Here is a 16,316-nt window from a genome sequence, read left to right on the forward strand (position 1 = left end):
TAATTAATCCGTTTATTTATTAGTTGTTAGTTCCACAGCTTGCTTTATCGTATGTGCCACATTATTTTCTACCATCATTCGTGTCTGCCTAACAGCACTAAATACAGCATTTGCATCAGAAGATCCATGTGCTTTAATGACTGGTGCCTTTAAACCAAACAGCCCTGCCCCTCCATATTCGGAGTAGTCCATTTTCGATTTCAATTGAACTAAGTCAGGCTTTAATACTGCGGCAGCCAGCTTACTTTTTAAACTGCCAGTCAATGCTGTTTTTAACATTTTAAAAACAGAAAGGGCTGTTCCCTCAATCGTTTTTAAAACCATATTACCAGTAAATCCATCTGTTACGACTACATCCGCAACACCTTCAAGCAAATCACGCGCCTCTACGTTGCCGATGAAATTGATATCGGCCTGCTGCAAAAGTTCAAAACTGCTTTTCGCCAGCTCATTCCCTTTTTTCTCTTCTGTGCCAATGTTTAAAAGGCCAATCCTTGGGTTAGATACATTTCGGACTTTTTCAGCATAGATAGAACCCATTATTGCATATTGCAGCAAGTGTTCCGGTTTAGCATCAACATTTGCACCAACATCAAGGAGTAGAAATCCTTCCCCGCCAATTGTTGGTAAAGTTGGTGATAATGCAGGGCGCTCAATCCCTTCGATTCGACCGACAACAAAAAGACCTGCTGCCATTAATGCCCCCGTATTCCCTGCTGAAATACAGGCATCTGCCTTTCCATCAGCCACAAGTTGTGCTGCAAGAACCATGGAAGCGGTCTTCTTTCGACGAACTGCTCTAACAGGCTCGTCCGTTGGTAAGATCACTTCATCTGTATGTAATATTTCAATCCGATCATTCGTTGCGAGATATTCTTTTATTTTCACTTCATCTCCGACAAGGGTAATATGAATATCTTTATATTCTTCTAGTGCTTTCATGGCCCCAAGAACGATTTCTTTAGGAGCATGATCGCCTCCCATTGCATCAATGGCTATTTTCATCAATAATACTTCCTTTGTTATTTATTATGCAGGTTACTATTTAGATTTTCGTCCTGCTTCAGAGCGGAACATATCAAAATCACCTTTAAAAACAATCTCATTATTTACGTAGCTGATCACTTCTACATTTGTTCTTCCTTTTTCTGCATCTATGTTGACTACTTTTGCTTTCGCAATTACTCGCTCATTTTGTTTGACAGAGCGCGTAAATTGGATATTCGCTTTGGCTGTCAGTGCAAGCTCATCATTGATTAATGCCACCGCAAGCGAATTAGCTTGCGCAAATAAATGATGGCCACGCGCAATCTGATTTCTTCTAAAAACATGTTCTTCTTTAATATCTAATATTGAAATCGCCGTATTGTCTAGTTCGATATCAATAATCTCACCGATTATTTCCTCTATCGGCAAAGCTTTTACCTCATCATCAAAGCTTTTTTCTGCCACATTCTTAATACGCTCACGCAATTCAGGAATAGATAACTCAAGCCGATCCAATCGGATCGTTTGCACACTAACTGAAAATTTTTCTGCTAGCTCTTCATCCGTGACAAAAGGATTTTCCTTTATTGTTGAGCTTAATAATGCTTGTCGTTCTTTTTTATTTCTCCTCATTTATCACACCGTCCGAGATATTAAGACTAGGTACTAATAGTAGTATATAATCTAAAAAGGCTTTAATCAAGCTTTTCTCCTTCCAAAACACCAGACTCCTTCAAATAATTTCTTATTGAAAGATAGTCAGCAGAATGCCAAAACTCTTCTAATTGAACAAGTTGAATAGCGTCATTTCTAGCCGTTTCTAACGCACGGTAGTCATGAACCATGTCTGCTACTTTAAATTCGGGAAGCCCACTTTGTTTCTTGCCAAAAAAGTCTCCTGGACCTCTAAGCTCTAGATCCTTTTCACTAAGTATAAATCCATCATTTGTATCCGTCATAATCTTCATCCGCTCTTTCCCAACTTCAGACTTTGGATCAGCCAGCAAAATACAATAGGATTGCTCACTGCCTCTGCCTACCCTTCCTCTTAGCTGGTGCAGTTGGGCAAGTCCGAATCTTTCCGCATCATAAATGACCATCATTGTTGCATTCGGAACATTCACACCTACTTCAACAACCGTTGTTGAAACGAGGACTTGCTTTTCGTTAAGGCTGAACGCCTTCATGACTGCCTCTTTTTCATCAGCTGTTAATCTGCCATTCATTAATCCGACTTGATAGCGAGCATTAAAATAATGAGTTAAAGTGCTATGTACATCAATCGCATTTTGGACATCCAGTTTATCCGATTCCTCAATGAGTGGACAGATCACATAGGCTTGATGGCCAGCTGCCAGTTCCTTTTCAACAAAGGAGAGTACACGATCAAGCATATCCGGCTTTGCCCAATACGTCTCAATTATTTTCCTCCCAGCTGGCATTTCATCAATAATTGAAACATCCATTTCACCAAAAACAGTAATTGATAGTGTACGAGGAATGGGTGTGGCTGTCATAAATAGCACATCTGGGTTCTCCCCTTTTTCTCTTAAAACCCGTCGCTGCTCCACTCCGAAACGATGCTGTTCATCTGTGATAACAAGACCTAGATTATGAAACACTACTTCATCTTGAATTAAAGCATGTGTTCCGATTAAAATATCAATTTCTCCTGCTTTTAATAATTGTAATATTTCCTTCCGGCGTTTTCCTTTTACAGAGCTTGTTAATAACTCACAGCGAAGTTCGAAAGGTTCAAGCATATTTTTCAAAGAGTCCATATGCTGTTCCGCTAAAATCTCTGTTGGAACCATCAATGCTCCTTGATAACCAGCCGTTGTACTTGCATATAAAGCAATTGCTGCGACAGCCGTTTTCCCAGAACCAACATCCCCTTGTAAAAGCCGATTCATCCTGAACGGAGACTTCATATCTGATAGAATTTCATTAACAACCCTTTTTTGGGCATTTGTTAACGTAAACGGAAGGGATTCGAGGAATGCATTTAGTTTTTCGAGGTGATATGATTGCAGAATCCCTTTGGAATGCTCTCTTTCAATCTTCCTTAATGCCTGCATTTTCAATTGAAAATAAAAAAACTCTTCATACACAATTCTTCGTCTTGCCTGTTTAAGTTCTTGCTGACCTGCTGGAAAATGCATCATACGAAGAGCCGATACTCTATTCATAAGTTTATAGTCTATTAAAAAGCGATTTGGCAATGTTTCCTCAATATATTCTCCAAATTGATGAAAAGCAAGGTTGATAAATCGCCTTAAGCCTTTAACAGTTAGCTTTCCCTTCACAGCGTATACAGGCTCAAACTCTGTTGATTTCATCTGAGAACCAATATGTACTTCATTAGCAGTAATTGTTTGCCGATGCTGATCCCATTTCCCAGTTACCGTCACCGTTTCATTAATGGCTATTTTATTTTTCACATAAGGCTGGTTAAATAACACAACCTGAATCAGATATCTTCCCACAAGTACTCGAAGTGTTAATCTTGAACGCTTTTTTCCATAATAAATAAGAGCAGGTTCACTGTGAACCTGCCCACAGACCGTTACTCTTTCATCATGTTTCACTTCTTCTAAATCTTTGAGGCGATAATCTTCATACCGATAAGGGAAGTATTCCAGTAAGTCTTTGACTGTCCGGATGTTCATTTCAGCAAGTATCTCAGCTGTTTCCCCACCAATTCCCTTAATGACAGTTATCGATTGATTTATAGTTTCATTCACGGTTATTACGCGGAGCAAAGAAGCCCATAAATAACAAGGCTATTTTCACAAATATTGTTGCTAATGAAAACGCAGTGGGTAGAGGTTGATTTCCGCTCCAGGTGCTCGCTTTCCGCGGGGTGGGCGGTGAGCCTCCTCGGAGCATCCGCTCCTGCGGGGTCTCACCTGCCCCACTCCTCCCGCAGGAGTCTCGCACCTTCCGCTCCAATCAACCATTTATTGTAAGGAGTTTCCATTTAAATATTTATTCAAAAACAACAAACTTTTAGAAAATAGCCTAAAGTTATGAACTAAATGCTGTATCCGCCATACCCTCCCTTAAAGTATTTCTTTTGAAAACTTCAAGACAAAAAAGAAGGGTAGCCCCTTCTTTTTAATTAATGAAGAATGATTATTCTAAATTACTCGATAGCAAAAATGAAGGCGTATAACGGTTGTTTCCCGTCATGAACTTCAATTTCTACTTCATCAAATTCTGCTTCAACAAAGCTTACAAGGGCAGCTACATCCTCATCCGTAGCATCCTCACCCTTTAGAATGGTTAAGATCTCTGAATCCGCATCAATCATGCGGGCTAATAAATCTTTCGCCAATTGTACTTTATCTTTATTTTTTACAATAATTTTTCCCTCAGAAATACCCATGAAATCATCTTTTTCAATTTCAAGGCCATCAATACTTGTATCCCTGACAGCAAACGTAACTTGACCTGTTTTTACATGCTGCAATGCTTCTGTCATGCCCTCTTCATTTTGCTGTAAATCTCCACCAGGATTGAAGGCAAGTAAGGCTGACATCCCTTGTGGAACTGTTTTAGAAGGAATAACAATAACCTCTTGATCCGAAACATCTGCCGCTTGTTGAGCAGCCATGATGATATTTTTATTATTTGGCAGGATAATTACCTTTTTTGCATTTACTTCATTCACCGCTTTAACAATATCCTCCGTGCTTGGATTCATTGTCTGGCCGCCCTCAATTACTGCATGCGCACCAATGCTGCGGAATAAATCAGCAATTCCACTTCCCATAGAAACAGTTACTATCCCGTATTCTTTCTTTTCTTTTGATTTTGTTTCAGCCTTAGGCAGCGGTGTTTGGACTTCATCCACTAAATTAGAATGCTGCTGACGCATGTTTTCGATCTTCATGTTGATCAGGCTTCCATAACGCTGGCCATATGTTAAGCAGTCTCCAGGCTGCTCGGAGTGAATATGTACTTTAACAATCTCTTCATCAGCAATAACTAATAAAGAGTCTCCATATTTACTTAAATCATTGCGAAAATTTTCCTCTGTAAACGGATGATTTGCAAGCTTCTTGTCTTCAAACTTCACCATGAATTCTGTACAATAGCCAAATTCAATATCTTCTGTATTCATGAAACTATGTACATTTTTATGGTGCTCTGCACTGACAAGCTCATCCATTTTTGGAAGGGAAACAGGTATGTCTGAAAGCTTTTCGCCTTTTAATTCAGCAAGAAAACCTTCATAAACGAAAACAAGACCTTGTCCACCACTGTCAACTACTCCCACTTCTTTAAGGACTGGCAGTAAATCTGGTGTCCTGTCTAATGAAGCTCTTGCCTCTTTCAATACTTCTTCCATAATGACAATGATATCATCTTCATCTTTTGCTATTTGGACTGCCTTTTTGGCCGCATCTTTTGCTACGGTTAAAATCGTCCCTTCAACTGGCTTCATTACTGCCTTATATGCCGTCTCCACACCATGCTGCAGTGCTGCAGCAAACTCTTTGCCGCTCACTTCTGCTTTTTGTTCAATGGCTTTAGAGAATCCACGAAATAACTGAGATAAAATAACACCTGAATTTCCTCGTGCTCCCATCAGCAAGCCTTTTGAAAGTGCTGAGCCCACTTTTCCAATATGTAGCTGCACATTATTTTTTACTTCTTTTGCACCAGAAGTCATTGATAAATTCATATTTGTTCCTGTATCACCATCAGGAACAGGGAAAACGTTCAGTGCATCTACCAACTTGGCGTTTACGGATAAATGGTTAGCTCCTTGAACTACCATCTCAGCAAAACGTTTTCCGTCTAAATCTTTTATAGACACAAATCTTTCCTCCTCACTACGGGTTCGTAACACGAACTCCCTGGACATAAATATTCACCGATTCAACGGCAAGCCCAACTGTTTGATTAAGTGTGTATTTAACTTTAGATTGAACATTATGGGCAATTTCGGAAATTTTCGTTCCGTAACTAACAATTATATACATATCGATATGTACTTCATCGTTCTCTTGGCGAACAATTACACCGCGGGTAAAATTCTCTTTACGTAATATTTCGGTCAAGCCATCTTTAATTTGATGCTTTGAAGCCATACCTACTATACCATAGCAGTCAACAGCTGCTCCACCAGCTAGTGTTGCAATCACGTCATTTGAGATATCAATTTGGCCGAATTTCGTTTTAAGTTCGATTGACATTTTTCCTTTCCCCCTTTAAAAAATTGTTCTATGATCAATTAAAACATTAGCACCCATATTTCTGCTCTTTAGTTAAACTTTAAAGACAGCTTTTCTACATACCTTAAGACATTTTACTATAAGTACATTTATTTTGAAAGCAGCAGTCTCTATCTTTATTATAGCTTATCCAACTATAGTGTATGTCAAGGGATTTTTCTTGAAAGTCAACTATTGCAATATAAGGGTTAGTATGATAAATTATTAAAGTATCTTTTAATGTCTGAAGCAGTTCAACTGTTTTTCACATTAAATCAAAATGGTTATCTAACAAAAGCAAATGAATCTTGAAAAAGCTTTCTGCTTATGTTTTTTAAGGAGGGAAATGAATATGCCACGTAAATGTGTTGTGACTGGTAAAAAAACAACTACAGGTAATGCACGTTCTCATGCAATGAACGCTAACAAGCGTACATGGGGTGCTAACCTTCAAAAAGTACGTATCCTTGTAGATGGTAAACCGAAACGTGTTTGGGTTTCTACAAGAGCGCTTAGATCTGGTAAAGTAGAACGCGTGTAATGTTGTATTAGGATATCCTCTTTGGATGTCCTTTTCATTTTTTAGTACATGATGATCATTTGAAAATTCCTTTTCGAAAAAGCTTTTAAATATATATTGTGTTTACAATAAAGTTAGTTGATTGGAGCGGAAATCAACTTTCACCCAATATAACTTCCTTCATCACCTATTTTCGAAAGAATCCTTCAAAAAAATAAAGCACCCTTAACAGGTGCTCCTTCCTTGCTGTATTGTTTTAGTTTTTTTTGAAGTTTCCAAGCATCGCACGGACAATGCCGCCTAAAAACTTTGGCAATTTAATAGTATAAAATCTCATTACTCGTGTCCCTCCTTACGATCTCACACATCCATCTTCTCCATTTTGCATTATCATCATATTCAAATAAAATAGATAAGTACTAATCAATTTGCAAGTCTAATCATTACTTCTTACAACCATTAATATGCCTTTTGAAAACGAAAAATGACCATAATCATTAATAAGTTCATTGCTAATACATAAGGTCGATCCTAATGGAAGAAACTGATTTTTCAATGGATATTTAAATCCTTCAAGCGTAATACCGCTTACTTCCATTGTAATTGGCAAAAAAGAAATATATTTAAAATGTGAATTTTTATTTATTAAATACTTCCCCGGCATCCTGAGATAGACAATATTTTTTTGATCAATGATTTCTACCTGCTCAAAATTCTTACTTACCAATGGTTTAGAAAGCAGCTGGATATTAGCGATAAAATGATCAATTCTTCCCCCAGTTGCGCCAAAAATCCGAATCAAAGCAGGGTTTTGCTCTATTGCCCAGTCCATTGCAAGCTCCATATCTGTTTCATCTTTTTCAGGCTTAAACTGGTTTAATGCATCAACCTTTTCTTCGATTATAGTCATTTCCTCTCTCGTAACAGAGTCAAAATCACCAAAAGCAATAGCTGGATTTATACCTTTAGTAAGCAGAGTGAAAACCCCTTTATCCACTCCAACCCAAATATCAGTATCTGTCTGATAACTCTCTAAGCTTGGCAGCAGTTCACTTGGACCGCCAGCTAAAATATTAATATTCATAATAACCACCTTACTAAAAATATAATGGACTGAAACAACGATTAGAAAAAGAAGTCAGCTCAAGGGTAGCTGACTTCTTTTTCTAATTGTGTATTGTACTGCCTTTAATTGCTGCAATCGCTTGAGCACGATCTTTTTGATTATAAACAGCTGACCCGGCTACTAATACGTTTGCACCAGCCTCGATACAAAGCTTTGCAGTCTCTTCATTCACACCGCCGTCCACTTCAATCTCAATATTTAAACCCTTTGAATCTGCCATTTTCTTAACAGCAGCAATTTTCGGCAGCACGGAAGAAATAAATTTTTGTCCGCCAAAGCCAGGATTTACAGTCATGAGTAAGACCATATCCAAGTCATTAATGATATCCTCAATTGTGTGCACAGAAGTTGCTGGATTCAGCACAACACCTGCTTTTACTCCAAATGATTTAATGTAATGGATCGTTCTGTGAAGATGACGGCAAGCCTCAACATGAACGGTAATATAATCTGCCCCTGCTTTTGCGAAGGCTTCAATGTATTGATCTGGATTTTCGATCATCAAATGAACATCTAAAGGTAGCTTTGTTACTGGACGGATCGCTTCAACAATTAACGGTCCAATTGTAATATTCGGAACAAAATGCCCATCCATGACATCAACATGGATATAATCTGCTCCTCCTCTTTCAACATCTTTTATTTCTTCCCCCAGCTTAGAAAAGTCGGCAGATAATATCGAAGGGGCAATCTTAACCATAGTTAATACCTCGGCTTTCTGTCTTTGATTTCCTGTAAAAATGTTTTATAATGCTCATACCTGTAAGATGGGATCTCATCATTCTCAACTGCAGCCTTTACAGCACATTTCGGTTCAGCAATGTGCAGACACCCTCTGAATTTACATTCCTCACTTTTTCTTTCGATATCAGGAAAGCAATAATTAAGATCAGGAGCGTCAATTTCCATAAATTCAAGTGAGCTAAATCCAGGTGTATCTGCTACAAGGCCATTACCTACTTTAATTAGTTCCACATGCCTTGTTGTATGCTTCCCTCTTCCTAAATGGGACGATATGTCATCGGTTTTAATATCTAAATCAGGATTAAGCGCATTAAGAAGAGAAGATTTCCCCACACCAGACTGACCGGCAAAAACAGAAATTTCGCCTTCCAAGTATGGATATAATTCCTTTATTCCTATTTCCGTCTCAGAAGAAGTCAATAGGACATCATATCCTGCTTTACGATAATTATCTGCAAAGAATTGAATTTGCTTGTTTTGCTCTTCGTTTGTTAAATCCATCTTCGTAATACATATAATTGGCTTTATATGGTTAAATTCAACTAATACTAGAAAACGATCAAGAAGCATTGTACTGAAATCAGGTTCAACCGCAGAAAAGACAAGAATGGCTTGGTCTACATTGGCAATCGGGGGCCTCACAAGTTCATTTTTGCGGTCTTTCACTTCTAGAATATATCCTTCTTTATCATTTTCAGCTTGATAAACGACCTCATCACCGACAAGCGGGGTTATTTTATTTTTCCTAAATACCCCTCTACCACGGCATTGAACGGTTTCGTTCCCACTGAATACATAGTAAAAACCGCTTAGCGCCTTTATTATTTTGCCTTCAGGCATAGCAGCACTCCTTAACAGAAAAGCGAAAGCACCTTGCCCATCCCCGACAGCAGAAGACGAGGCAGCTAGAAGGTTGTTCGTTAACCTTCTGGACGGATTGGCTTCTGACGCGAGCCCTTAGGAGCCGTAACTAGACAAGCTTTTGACCTCGAGGTCGACAAAAACGCGACGTCCTGTACGTTGGGGTAGGTGCTAAAGCTAGACATTTTTTATTTATTGCGGAAATGGCACTTCTTTTTCATCGATCACAGTGTTATCTCTTCTCACTTGATAAACAGCCTTCTGTCCAGGCAGAATCTCAAGCTCGATCCTAAATTTCCTGCTTTCAGTAATATATTCTGTTATAAAAGGGTCTGTAATACTTCTATTCATATCATTGATATAAATTTGTACTTCCTGTGGCTGTCCTTCTATTTCAGGTTCATACGGAACAGAAATTTCTACAAATACTGTTTTTGGCGGAATTTCCTCTTTCCCTTTGGAAATAACCACTTTTACTTTACTTCCTTTTGAAAGCTTCGAACCTGCATTCGGTTCTTGAGAAATGACATGATCTTTTGCAATTGTTTCAGAGTAGTCTTCCTTAGAAATTTCAATGACTATTCCTGCGGATTCTTCATACTCCTGCAGTCCTTTTGTATTATACCCTCTTAAATCCTTTAAAGTTATCGGTTTCGGGCCAATACTTACGGTAAATTCTAATTCCGCTTCCTCAGGTACCACAAGATCCCCTTCAGAAAAATTTTGCTCAATAATAGTTCCCGCTGGCTGACTCTCATCATTTACTTCTATTTTCTCTATGTTATTACTTTTAAAATTACTCTTTTCTAATGTTCTGACCACATCGTCATATAATTGGCCTTTATAATCATCAAGCTCAAATTTTTCCTTACCTAAGCTTTCGTAAATATCAATTTCCGTTCCTTCTTTTACAACTTTTCCTGCCTTTGGTTCAGTTCTCACAACAAGTCCTGCTTCTACCTCTTCATCAACGATTTGAATCGTCTCATCGATAATAAAACCAGCAGCCTCAAGCTCTTTAATGGCTTCCTCGATCGTATCCCCAGCTAATTCCGGAACAGTAATCTCTTTAGGTGCAATTAAATCAGGCAAAATGAAAACAACAAATAAACCAAGTATGATTAAGCCAAAAAAGATAGAAACTAAAATGATTGGCAGTTTCTTACGCTTTTTCTTTTTCTTTTCTTTCTTTGGTTTTGGTTCTTTCTTGGTCTGCGCCATTTTTACGTCTTTGTCATGCACAACGGTTTCTTCCATATTTGAATAAGAATGCTCATCCGTAATAATCGGAATAGCCTTTGTTGCATCATTATCAATTGGAATAATAAATTTTTCCTCATGAATACGTTCAGGCGCAAGTGCTGTTCTAATATCATCTTCCATTTCTTCGACATTTTCATAGCGATGGAACGGATCTTTCGCTGTCGCTTTAAAAACAATATTCTCCACACTTTGTGGGATAGATGGATTCCATCTTCTTAAAGATGGAGTTTCAGATTGTAAATGCTTGAGTGCTATTGAAACAGCTGATTCACCAGAGAAAGGCAAGCGCCCAGTTAGTAACTCAAACATCACAATCCCCAAGGAATAAATATCTGACTTGCGATTAGCCATTCCGCCTCTCGCTTGTTCAGGAGACAAATAATGTACAGAACCCAACACTGAATTGGTTTGCGTAATACTTGTAGCACTTAATGCCATCGCAATTCCAAAATCAGTAATTTTCACATTACCAAGACGATCAATTAATATATTATGGGGCTTAATATCCCGATGTATAATCTGATTTTGATGAGCATGAGAAATGGCCGATGTGAGCTGCTTCATAATTTCAAGAACTTCTTCAATCCGAATCGGGCTGTTTTGCTGTATGTATTGTTTTAAAGTTTGGCCCTCCACATATTCCATTACGATGTAATAAATCGAATCCTCTTCACCTACATCATAAATACTAACAATATTCGGATGTGCAAGACTAGTGGCTGACTGTGCCTCACGATGAAATCGCCGAATAAATTCATCATCATTAGCAAAATCAAGGCGGAGCATCTTTACTGCTACATCACGATCTAGAATCATGTCATGGGCTAAATATACATTGGCCATCCCACCTCCGCCAATGATTTCTAGAATTTTATATCTCCCACTAATTCTTTTTCCTATCATCATAAGCCATCACCAGATTCACTGCTCTCTAAGAACTCAATAATTATTATGGTGATATTATCTTCACCGCCATGTTTATTGGCCAATTCAATGAGGGTAGCAGCCTTTTCATTCATGCTCATTTCACCTTGGAGAATGTCAATCATTTCAGCTTCAGTCACTTTATTTGATAAACCATCAGAGCATAATAATAATACATCTTCATCCTCAAATATGATCGTTTTAATATCAATATTAACTGTCTCTTCAGTCCCTAAGGCCCTTAGAACTACATTTTTCATTGGATGATGCTCTGCATCTTCTTTTGAAATTTGTCCAGTCCGGACTAATTCACTAACAAGTGAATGATCATCTGTCAATTGCTGAAAACCATTCTCATTTAAGATATAGCAGCGGCTATCACCGATATTTGCTATGCTAGCAAATCGATCGGTACAGATAGCAGCTACTACAGTAGTACCCATTCCTTCACATTCAGATACTTTTTTCGAATGCTCATACAATAGAGTATTACCCTTTTTAATATTTACCTTCAACCATTCTTCGGCTTCATCAGCTGTTTGAATCTCATCTGTTTCTTCCCACAACTTCTGTAAATTGGCTAAAGCCATTTCACTTGCCACATCGCCAGCACGGTGCCCGCCCATGCCATCTGCTACAACCGCAAGGCGCTGGCCGCTATTGTTCGTAAAGACACCACCATTATCTTCATTATGCTGACGAATTCTGCCTCGGTCTGTCATAAAAACAGCTTTCATCTTGTCACCTCGTCTCCTCTTTTCGCTCCTTTGCACGAAGTTGTCCACATGCTGCATCTATATCATGACCGTGCTCTCTGCGAATGGTTACATTAATACCGTGATTTTTTAATGTTTTTTCAAATGTAAAAATTTGCTCCTTTGGTGTTCTTACATAATCTCTTTCTGGAACATAATTAACTGGAATTAAATTCACATGACACTTTATCCCTTTTATCAGTCTTGCCAATTCTTCCGCATGTTCAACCTGATCATTTACACCGCCAAATAAACCATATTCAAAGCTGACACGTCTGCCGGTCTTATTAATATAATAACGGATTGCATCCATTAAATCAGGCAATTTATATGCGCGGTTGATCGGCATTAGTCGGCTGCGAAGCTCCGTATTTGGTGCATGTAAGGATAACGCAAAGTTAATTTGCATATTCTCATCAGCAAACTTATAAATTTTCGGGATAATCCCGCTCGTAGAAACAGTAATATGTCGTGCACCAATATTTAATCCTTGATCATGATTAATGATTTTCAAGAAAGAAAGCATATGATCAAAATTGTCAAATGGTTCGCCTATCCCCATGATAACAACTGAGCTTACACGCTCATCAGTTTCATCAAGGGCCTGTTGTACTTTTACGACCTGGGCAACAATTTCTCCTGCTTCTAAATTACGTTTTAATCCACCTAGAGTGGAAGCACAAAACGTACAGCCAATCCTGCATCCAACCTGTGTCGTTACACAAACAGAATTTCCATAATCATGTCTCATCAATACCGTCTCAATGGAGTACCCATCATGAAGCTCAAATAGAAATTTAATCGTACCATCAGCTGATTGCTGCTGAATTAGTGTTTTCAAAGTAGTTAATGTAAAGGATGACGCTAGCATATCTCTTAATCGTTTAGATAAATTCGTCATATCCTCAAATGAAGTCACTCTTTTTGTATACAGCCAATCAAAAATCTGCTCAGCACGAAATGCTTTTTCATTATTCTCTTTTAGCCAGTCCTTAACCTCGTGTAACTGTAAGGAATAAATGGATGATTTTTGTTCTACTGTTGTTGTTTTCTCAGTTGTTGCTTGTTCCATTCTTACACCTTCTTTCTTAGACAGGCTATATAAAAGCCGTCAGAACCTATATCTTGTGGCAAAATTTGAAGCTCATACCCATTAACTAGCGGTTGAATCGCCTCAGGCATACGCTCTTTTACAGATACGTCTCCTTCAAAATCAGTATGCTCCTTTAAAAAGGATGCCACGACATGCTGATTTTCTTCTCGATCAACTGTACAAGTACTATAAACTAGAATACCACCTTTTTTCAATAAAGGGGAAACTGCATTTAATAAGTTCATCTGTATTGTTGACAGCTGAAGCAAGTCTGTTTCCTTTTTTGTATATTTCATATCTGGTTTTCGTCTCATCACACCAAGACCTGAACATGGAGCATCAAGTAAAATCCGGTCAATTGATTCCTTCTCAAAATGTTCCTGTACTTTCCTGCTATCAAGGGTACTTGTCACGATATTCGTTAGGTTAAGCCTTCTAGCATTATCATTGATTAGTTTGACTTTATGCTCGTGAAGATCAAGTGAAACAACTTGTCCTGTGTTTTGCAGTTTTTCAGCAATATGAGTCGATTTACCGCCTGGTGCCGCACAGGCATCCATAATCTTCTCATTCTCAGAAGCACCTAAAGCATAGGCCGCTAGCATAGAGCTCTCATCTTGAATTGTAATTAAGCCTTCTTTAAAAGCATTCGAATTTGCTAAATTCCCACGCAAGCACTTAATTGCTTCTGGAATAGCAGGGCTTCCTTCAACCTCAAAGCCTTCTTCAGCAAGCTGAGCTAAGCAGTCATCTATAGTTGTCTTTGTAAGGTTCACCCTTGCCGTCTGCAATGGAGCCGTTAAATTCAATTCACACATTTGCTTCGTTTGTTCAAATCCTAGCTGGTCCACCCATCGTTTCACAAGCCATAATGGGTGGCTTGTTTCGATAGCTAGCCTTTCATTTGGGTCATTAAGGCTATCTAATGATGGCAGGCCTTGCCTTTGAATGTTTCTTAAGACACCATTCACCATGCCTGATATTCCCTTGTGACCACGTTTTTTTGCAATCTCTACAGCCTCAAATATTGCAGCACGATCTGGAATTTTATCTAAATAGACCATTTGATATAAAGTGAGTCGCAATAATTGCTTAACCCATGTTTCAATTTTTTTATTTCCTTTTAAAAACGGCTGTAAGAAGAAGTCAAGGCTCATTTTTCTTTGTAATGTTCCATACGTTAATTCTGTCAGTAACCCAATGTCTTTCTGGTTTATCTCATTCTTCTTGATTGCATTATTTAGAAGCAGGTTGCTGTATGATTGATTCTTCTCTACAGACTCTAGTAAGTCTAGTGCTGTCTCCCGAACATTTTTCTTTTTCATCGTTCTTCACCCAATCGATCGCCAATTGCTAGATGTGAACCTGCCCCGCTTAGAAATTGTTTAGAATCCATTTTTTTCTTACCTGATGGCTGGAGCTCCAGCACCTTAATTGCCGTATCATTCCCGGTTGATATCACAAGTTCATGATTGTCCAAGCCAATGATCGTACCAGGTTCTGCTGTAGACTGTGTCTTTATTTTCTCCGCCCACCAAACCTTAACTGCTACACCTTCAAGGGTTGTGTAGGCAACAGGCCAAGGGTTCAATCCACGAATATGGTTATAGATTTCTTCTCCTGTCTTCGTCCAATCTATTTTCTCTTGTTCTCTTTTTATATTCGAAGCAAATGTAGCTTGCTCATCCATTTGTGGAATCGATTTTAATTCACCAGCTAGTAATTTGGGCAAGGTTTCTGACAAAAGCTGAGATCCCGCTGCACTTAACTTATCATGCAATGTACCAACTGTATCTGTTTCGGTAATCGGCACCTCTACTTGGGTTAAAATATCCCCGGCATCAAGCTTCTCAACCATATACATAATGGTGATTCCTGTCTTTTCTTTCCCTTGAATAATCGAATAATGAATCGGTGCACCGCCTCGAAGTTCTGGGAGAAGGGAAGCATGTACATTAATACAGCCGTATTTTGGTGCTATAAGAAGCTCTTTCGGCAAAATTTGTCCAAAAGCAGCTGTAATAATTAAATCAGGATTTAAGGCTAGGATTTCCTTTAGCTCCTCAGGTTGACGAATTTTCTCTGGCTGATAGACGGGAATCCCTTGTTTTTCAGCTTCTACTTTTACAGGCGGCGGCGTTAGCACCCGTTTTCTTCCGACTGGACGATCTGGCTGTGTTACCACACCGATTACCTCATAGCCGTCCTTTACGATTTGCTGTAAGACAGGAACAGAGAAATCTGGTGTTCCCATAAATACAATCTTTGTCATTCTGCTTCCAACCCTTCTAACTCATCTTCTTCAAGATATCTTAATACCTTTGAAGTAAATAAAACGCCATGCAGATGGTCGATCTCGTGCAAGATTGCTCTTGCAAGAAAATCTTCAGCTTCTAGCGTATAAAATTTCCCTTTGCGATCTTGAGCTTTAATTTTGACATACTGCGGCCGGTTCACTTCCCCAAATAAATCAGGAAAACTTAAGCATCCTTCTGGCCCTACTTGCTCGCCTTTGGTTTCAAGTATTTCCGGATTAATCATTTCGATTGTGCCACTTTCATCATCAATGTCGACAATTGCTACTTGGATATCAAGATCGATTTGCGGTGCTGCAAGCCCCACTCCATCAAATTCAATCATTGTGTCGTACATATCATTTAAGATCTTTGCTAATTTTTTATCAAATTTTGTAACAGGCTTGCACTGAACTTCTAAGATTTCTGCGGGGTGTATGACAATTTTTCTGACTGACAATCTATTTCCTCCTATAAGCTCATTAACTTCTATTAGCCATAGTTTTCTTGTGTATATTTTTGCCTAT

General features: G+C 38.6%; 16 protein-coding genes. 1 reads left to right on the forward strand and 15 read right to left on the reverse strand.

The window, feature by feature from the left end; all coding sequences use genetic code 11:
* Positions 1-12: 12 nt before the first annotated feature.
* From plsX to ACFYKT_RS02500, 5 genes are all read right to left on the reverse strand, one after another.
* Complete coding sequence (gene plsX, locus ACFYKT_RS02480) at positions 13-1,005, reverse strand: phosphate acyltransferase PlsX (RefSeq protein ID WP_389214916.1); 993 nt, start codon at positions 1,003-1,005, stop codon at positions 13-15.
* A 36-nt stretch (positions 1,006-1,041) separates the two neighbouring features.
* On the reverse strand, positions 1,042-1,620 hold the full coding sequence (gene fapR, locus ACFYKT_RS02485) for a transcription factor FapR (protein ID WP_389214919.1): 579 nt from the start codon (positions 1,618-1,620) through the stop codon (positions 1,042-1,044).
* Between the two features lie 62 nt (positions 1,621-1,682).
* A complete protein-coding gene (gene recG / locus ACFYKT_RS02490; RefSeq protein ID WP_389214923.1) occupies positions 1,683-3,731 on the reverse strand; it encodes an ATP-dependent DNA helicase RecG in 2,049 nt (682 codons plus the stop codon).
* Between the two features lie 401 nt (positions 3,732-4,132).
* On the reverse strand, positions 4,133-5,812 hold the full coding sequence (locus ACFYKT_RS02495) for a DAK2 domain-containing protein (protein WP_389214926.1): 1,680 nt from the start codon (positions 5,810-5,812) through the stop codon (positions 4,133-4,135).
* Positions 5,813-5,828: 16 nt separating this feature from the next.
* Positions 5,829-6,191, reverse strand: coding sequence for an Asp23/Gls24 family envelope stress response protein (locus tag ACFYKT_RS02500; RefSeq protein WP_389214929.1), 363 nt, complete (start codon positions 6,189-6,191; stop codon positions 5,829-5,831).
* 370 nt (positions 6,192-6,561) lie between these two features.
* On the opposite strand from ACFYKT_RS02500, the gene rpmB reads away from it, so the two are divergent.
* Complete coding sequence (gene rpmB / locus ACFYKT_RS02505) at positions 6,562-6,750, forward strand: 50S ribosomal protein L28 (RefSeq protein ID WP_289340368.1); 189 nt, start codon at positions 6,562-6,564, stop codon at positions 6,748-6,750.
* Positions 6,751-6,985: 235 nt separating this feature from the next.
* Here the strand turns inward: rpmB and spoVM are convergent, their stop codons facing one another.
* The 10 genes from spoVM to def form a co-directional block, all read right to left on the reverse strand.
* Positions 6,986-7,066 carry a stage V sporulation protein SpoVM gene (gene spoVM, locus ACFYKT_RS02510; protein ID WP_389215408.1) on the reverse strand — a complete coding sequence of 27 codons (81 nt, stop codon included), beginning with the start codon at positions 7,064-7,066 and terminating at the stop codon, positions 6,986-6,988.
* Between the two features lie 99 nt (positions 7,067-7,165).
* Positions 7,166-7,813, reverse strand: a complete 648-nt coding sequence (locus ACFYKT_RS02515; protein ID WP_389214933.1) for a thiamine diphosphokinase — start codon at positions 7,811-7,813, stop codon at positions 7,166-7,168.
* Positions 7,814-7,895: 82 nt separating this feature from the next.
* Positions 7,896-8,555 carry a ribulose-phosphate 3-epimerase gene (gene rpe, locus ACFYKT_RS02520; RefSeq protein WP_389214935.1) on the reverse strand — a complete coding sequence of 220 codons (660 nt, stop codon included), beginning with the start codon at positions 8,553-8,555 and terminating at the stop codon, positions 7,896-7,898.
* Positions 8,556-8,557: 2 nt separating this feature from the next.
* Positions 8,558-9,439, reverse strand: a complete 882-nt coding sequence (gene rsgA, locus ACFYKT_RS02525) for a ribosome small subunit-dependent GTPase A (protein WP_389214938.1) — start codon at positions 9,437-9,439, stop codon at positions 8,558-8,560.
* A gap of 213 nt (positions 9,440-9,652) precedes the next feature.
* Positions 9,653-11,629: a Stk1 family PASTA domain-containing Ser/Thr kinase gene (gene pknB / locus ACFYKT_RS02530; RefSeq protein ID WP_389214941.1), complete on the reverse strand. Its 1,977-nt coding sequence runs from the start codon at positions 11,627-11,629 to the stop codon at positions 9,653-9,655.
* Complete coding sequence (locus tag ACFYKT_RS02535) at positions 11,626-12,384, reverse strand: Stp1/IreP family PP2C-type Ser/Thr phosphatase (protein ID WP_389214944.1); 759 nt, start codon at positions 12,382-12,384, stop codon at positions 11,626-11,628. The genes pknB and ACFYKT_RS02535 overlap by 4 nt, the downstream gene beginning before the upstream one ends.
* Positions 12,385-12,388: 4 nt before the next feature.
* Positions 12,389-13,474, reverse strand: a complete 1,086-nt coding sequence (rlmN, locus tag ACFYKT_RS02540; protein WP_389214947.1) for a 23S rRNA (adenine(2503)-C(2))-methyltransferase RlmN — start codon at positions 13,472-13,474, stop codon at positions 12,389-12,391.
* Between the two features lie 2 nt (positions 13,475-13,476).
* Entirely contained in the window at positions 13,477-14,820 is a 1,344-nt protein-coding gene (gene rsmB / locus ACFYKT_RS02545; RefSeq protein WP_389214950.1) for a 16S rRNA (cytosine(967)-C(5))-methyltransferase RsmB, read from the reverse strand.
* Entirely contained in the window at positions 14,817-15,767 is a 951-nt protein-coding gene (gene fmt / locus ACFYKT_RS02550) for a methionyl-tRNA formyltransferase (protein WP_389214953.1), read from the reverse strand. Before fmt ends, rsmB begins: the two co-directional genes overlap by 4 nt.
* Positions 15,764-16,249 (reverse strand): peptide deformylase, encoded by a 486-nt coding sequence (def, locus tag ACFYKT_RS02555; RefSeq protein ID WP_389214956.1) that lies wholly within the window; start codon positions 16,247-16,249, stop codon positions 15,764-15,766. Before def ends, fmt begins: the two co-directional genes overlap by 4 nt.
* Between the last annotated feature and the right edge of the window lie 67 nt (positions 16,250-16,316).

Source organism: Cytobacillus mangrovibacter (assembly GCF_042865275.1).
GTDB classification, from domain to species: domain Bacteria; phylum Bacillota; class Bacilli; order Bacillales; family Cytobacillaceae; genus Cytobacillus; species Cytobacillus mangrovibacter.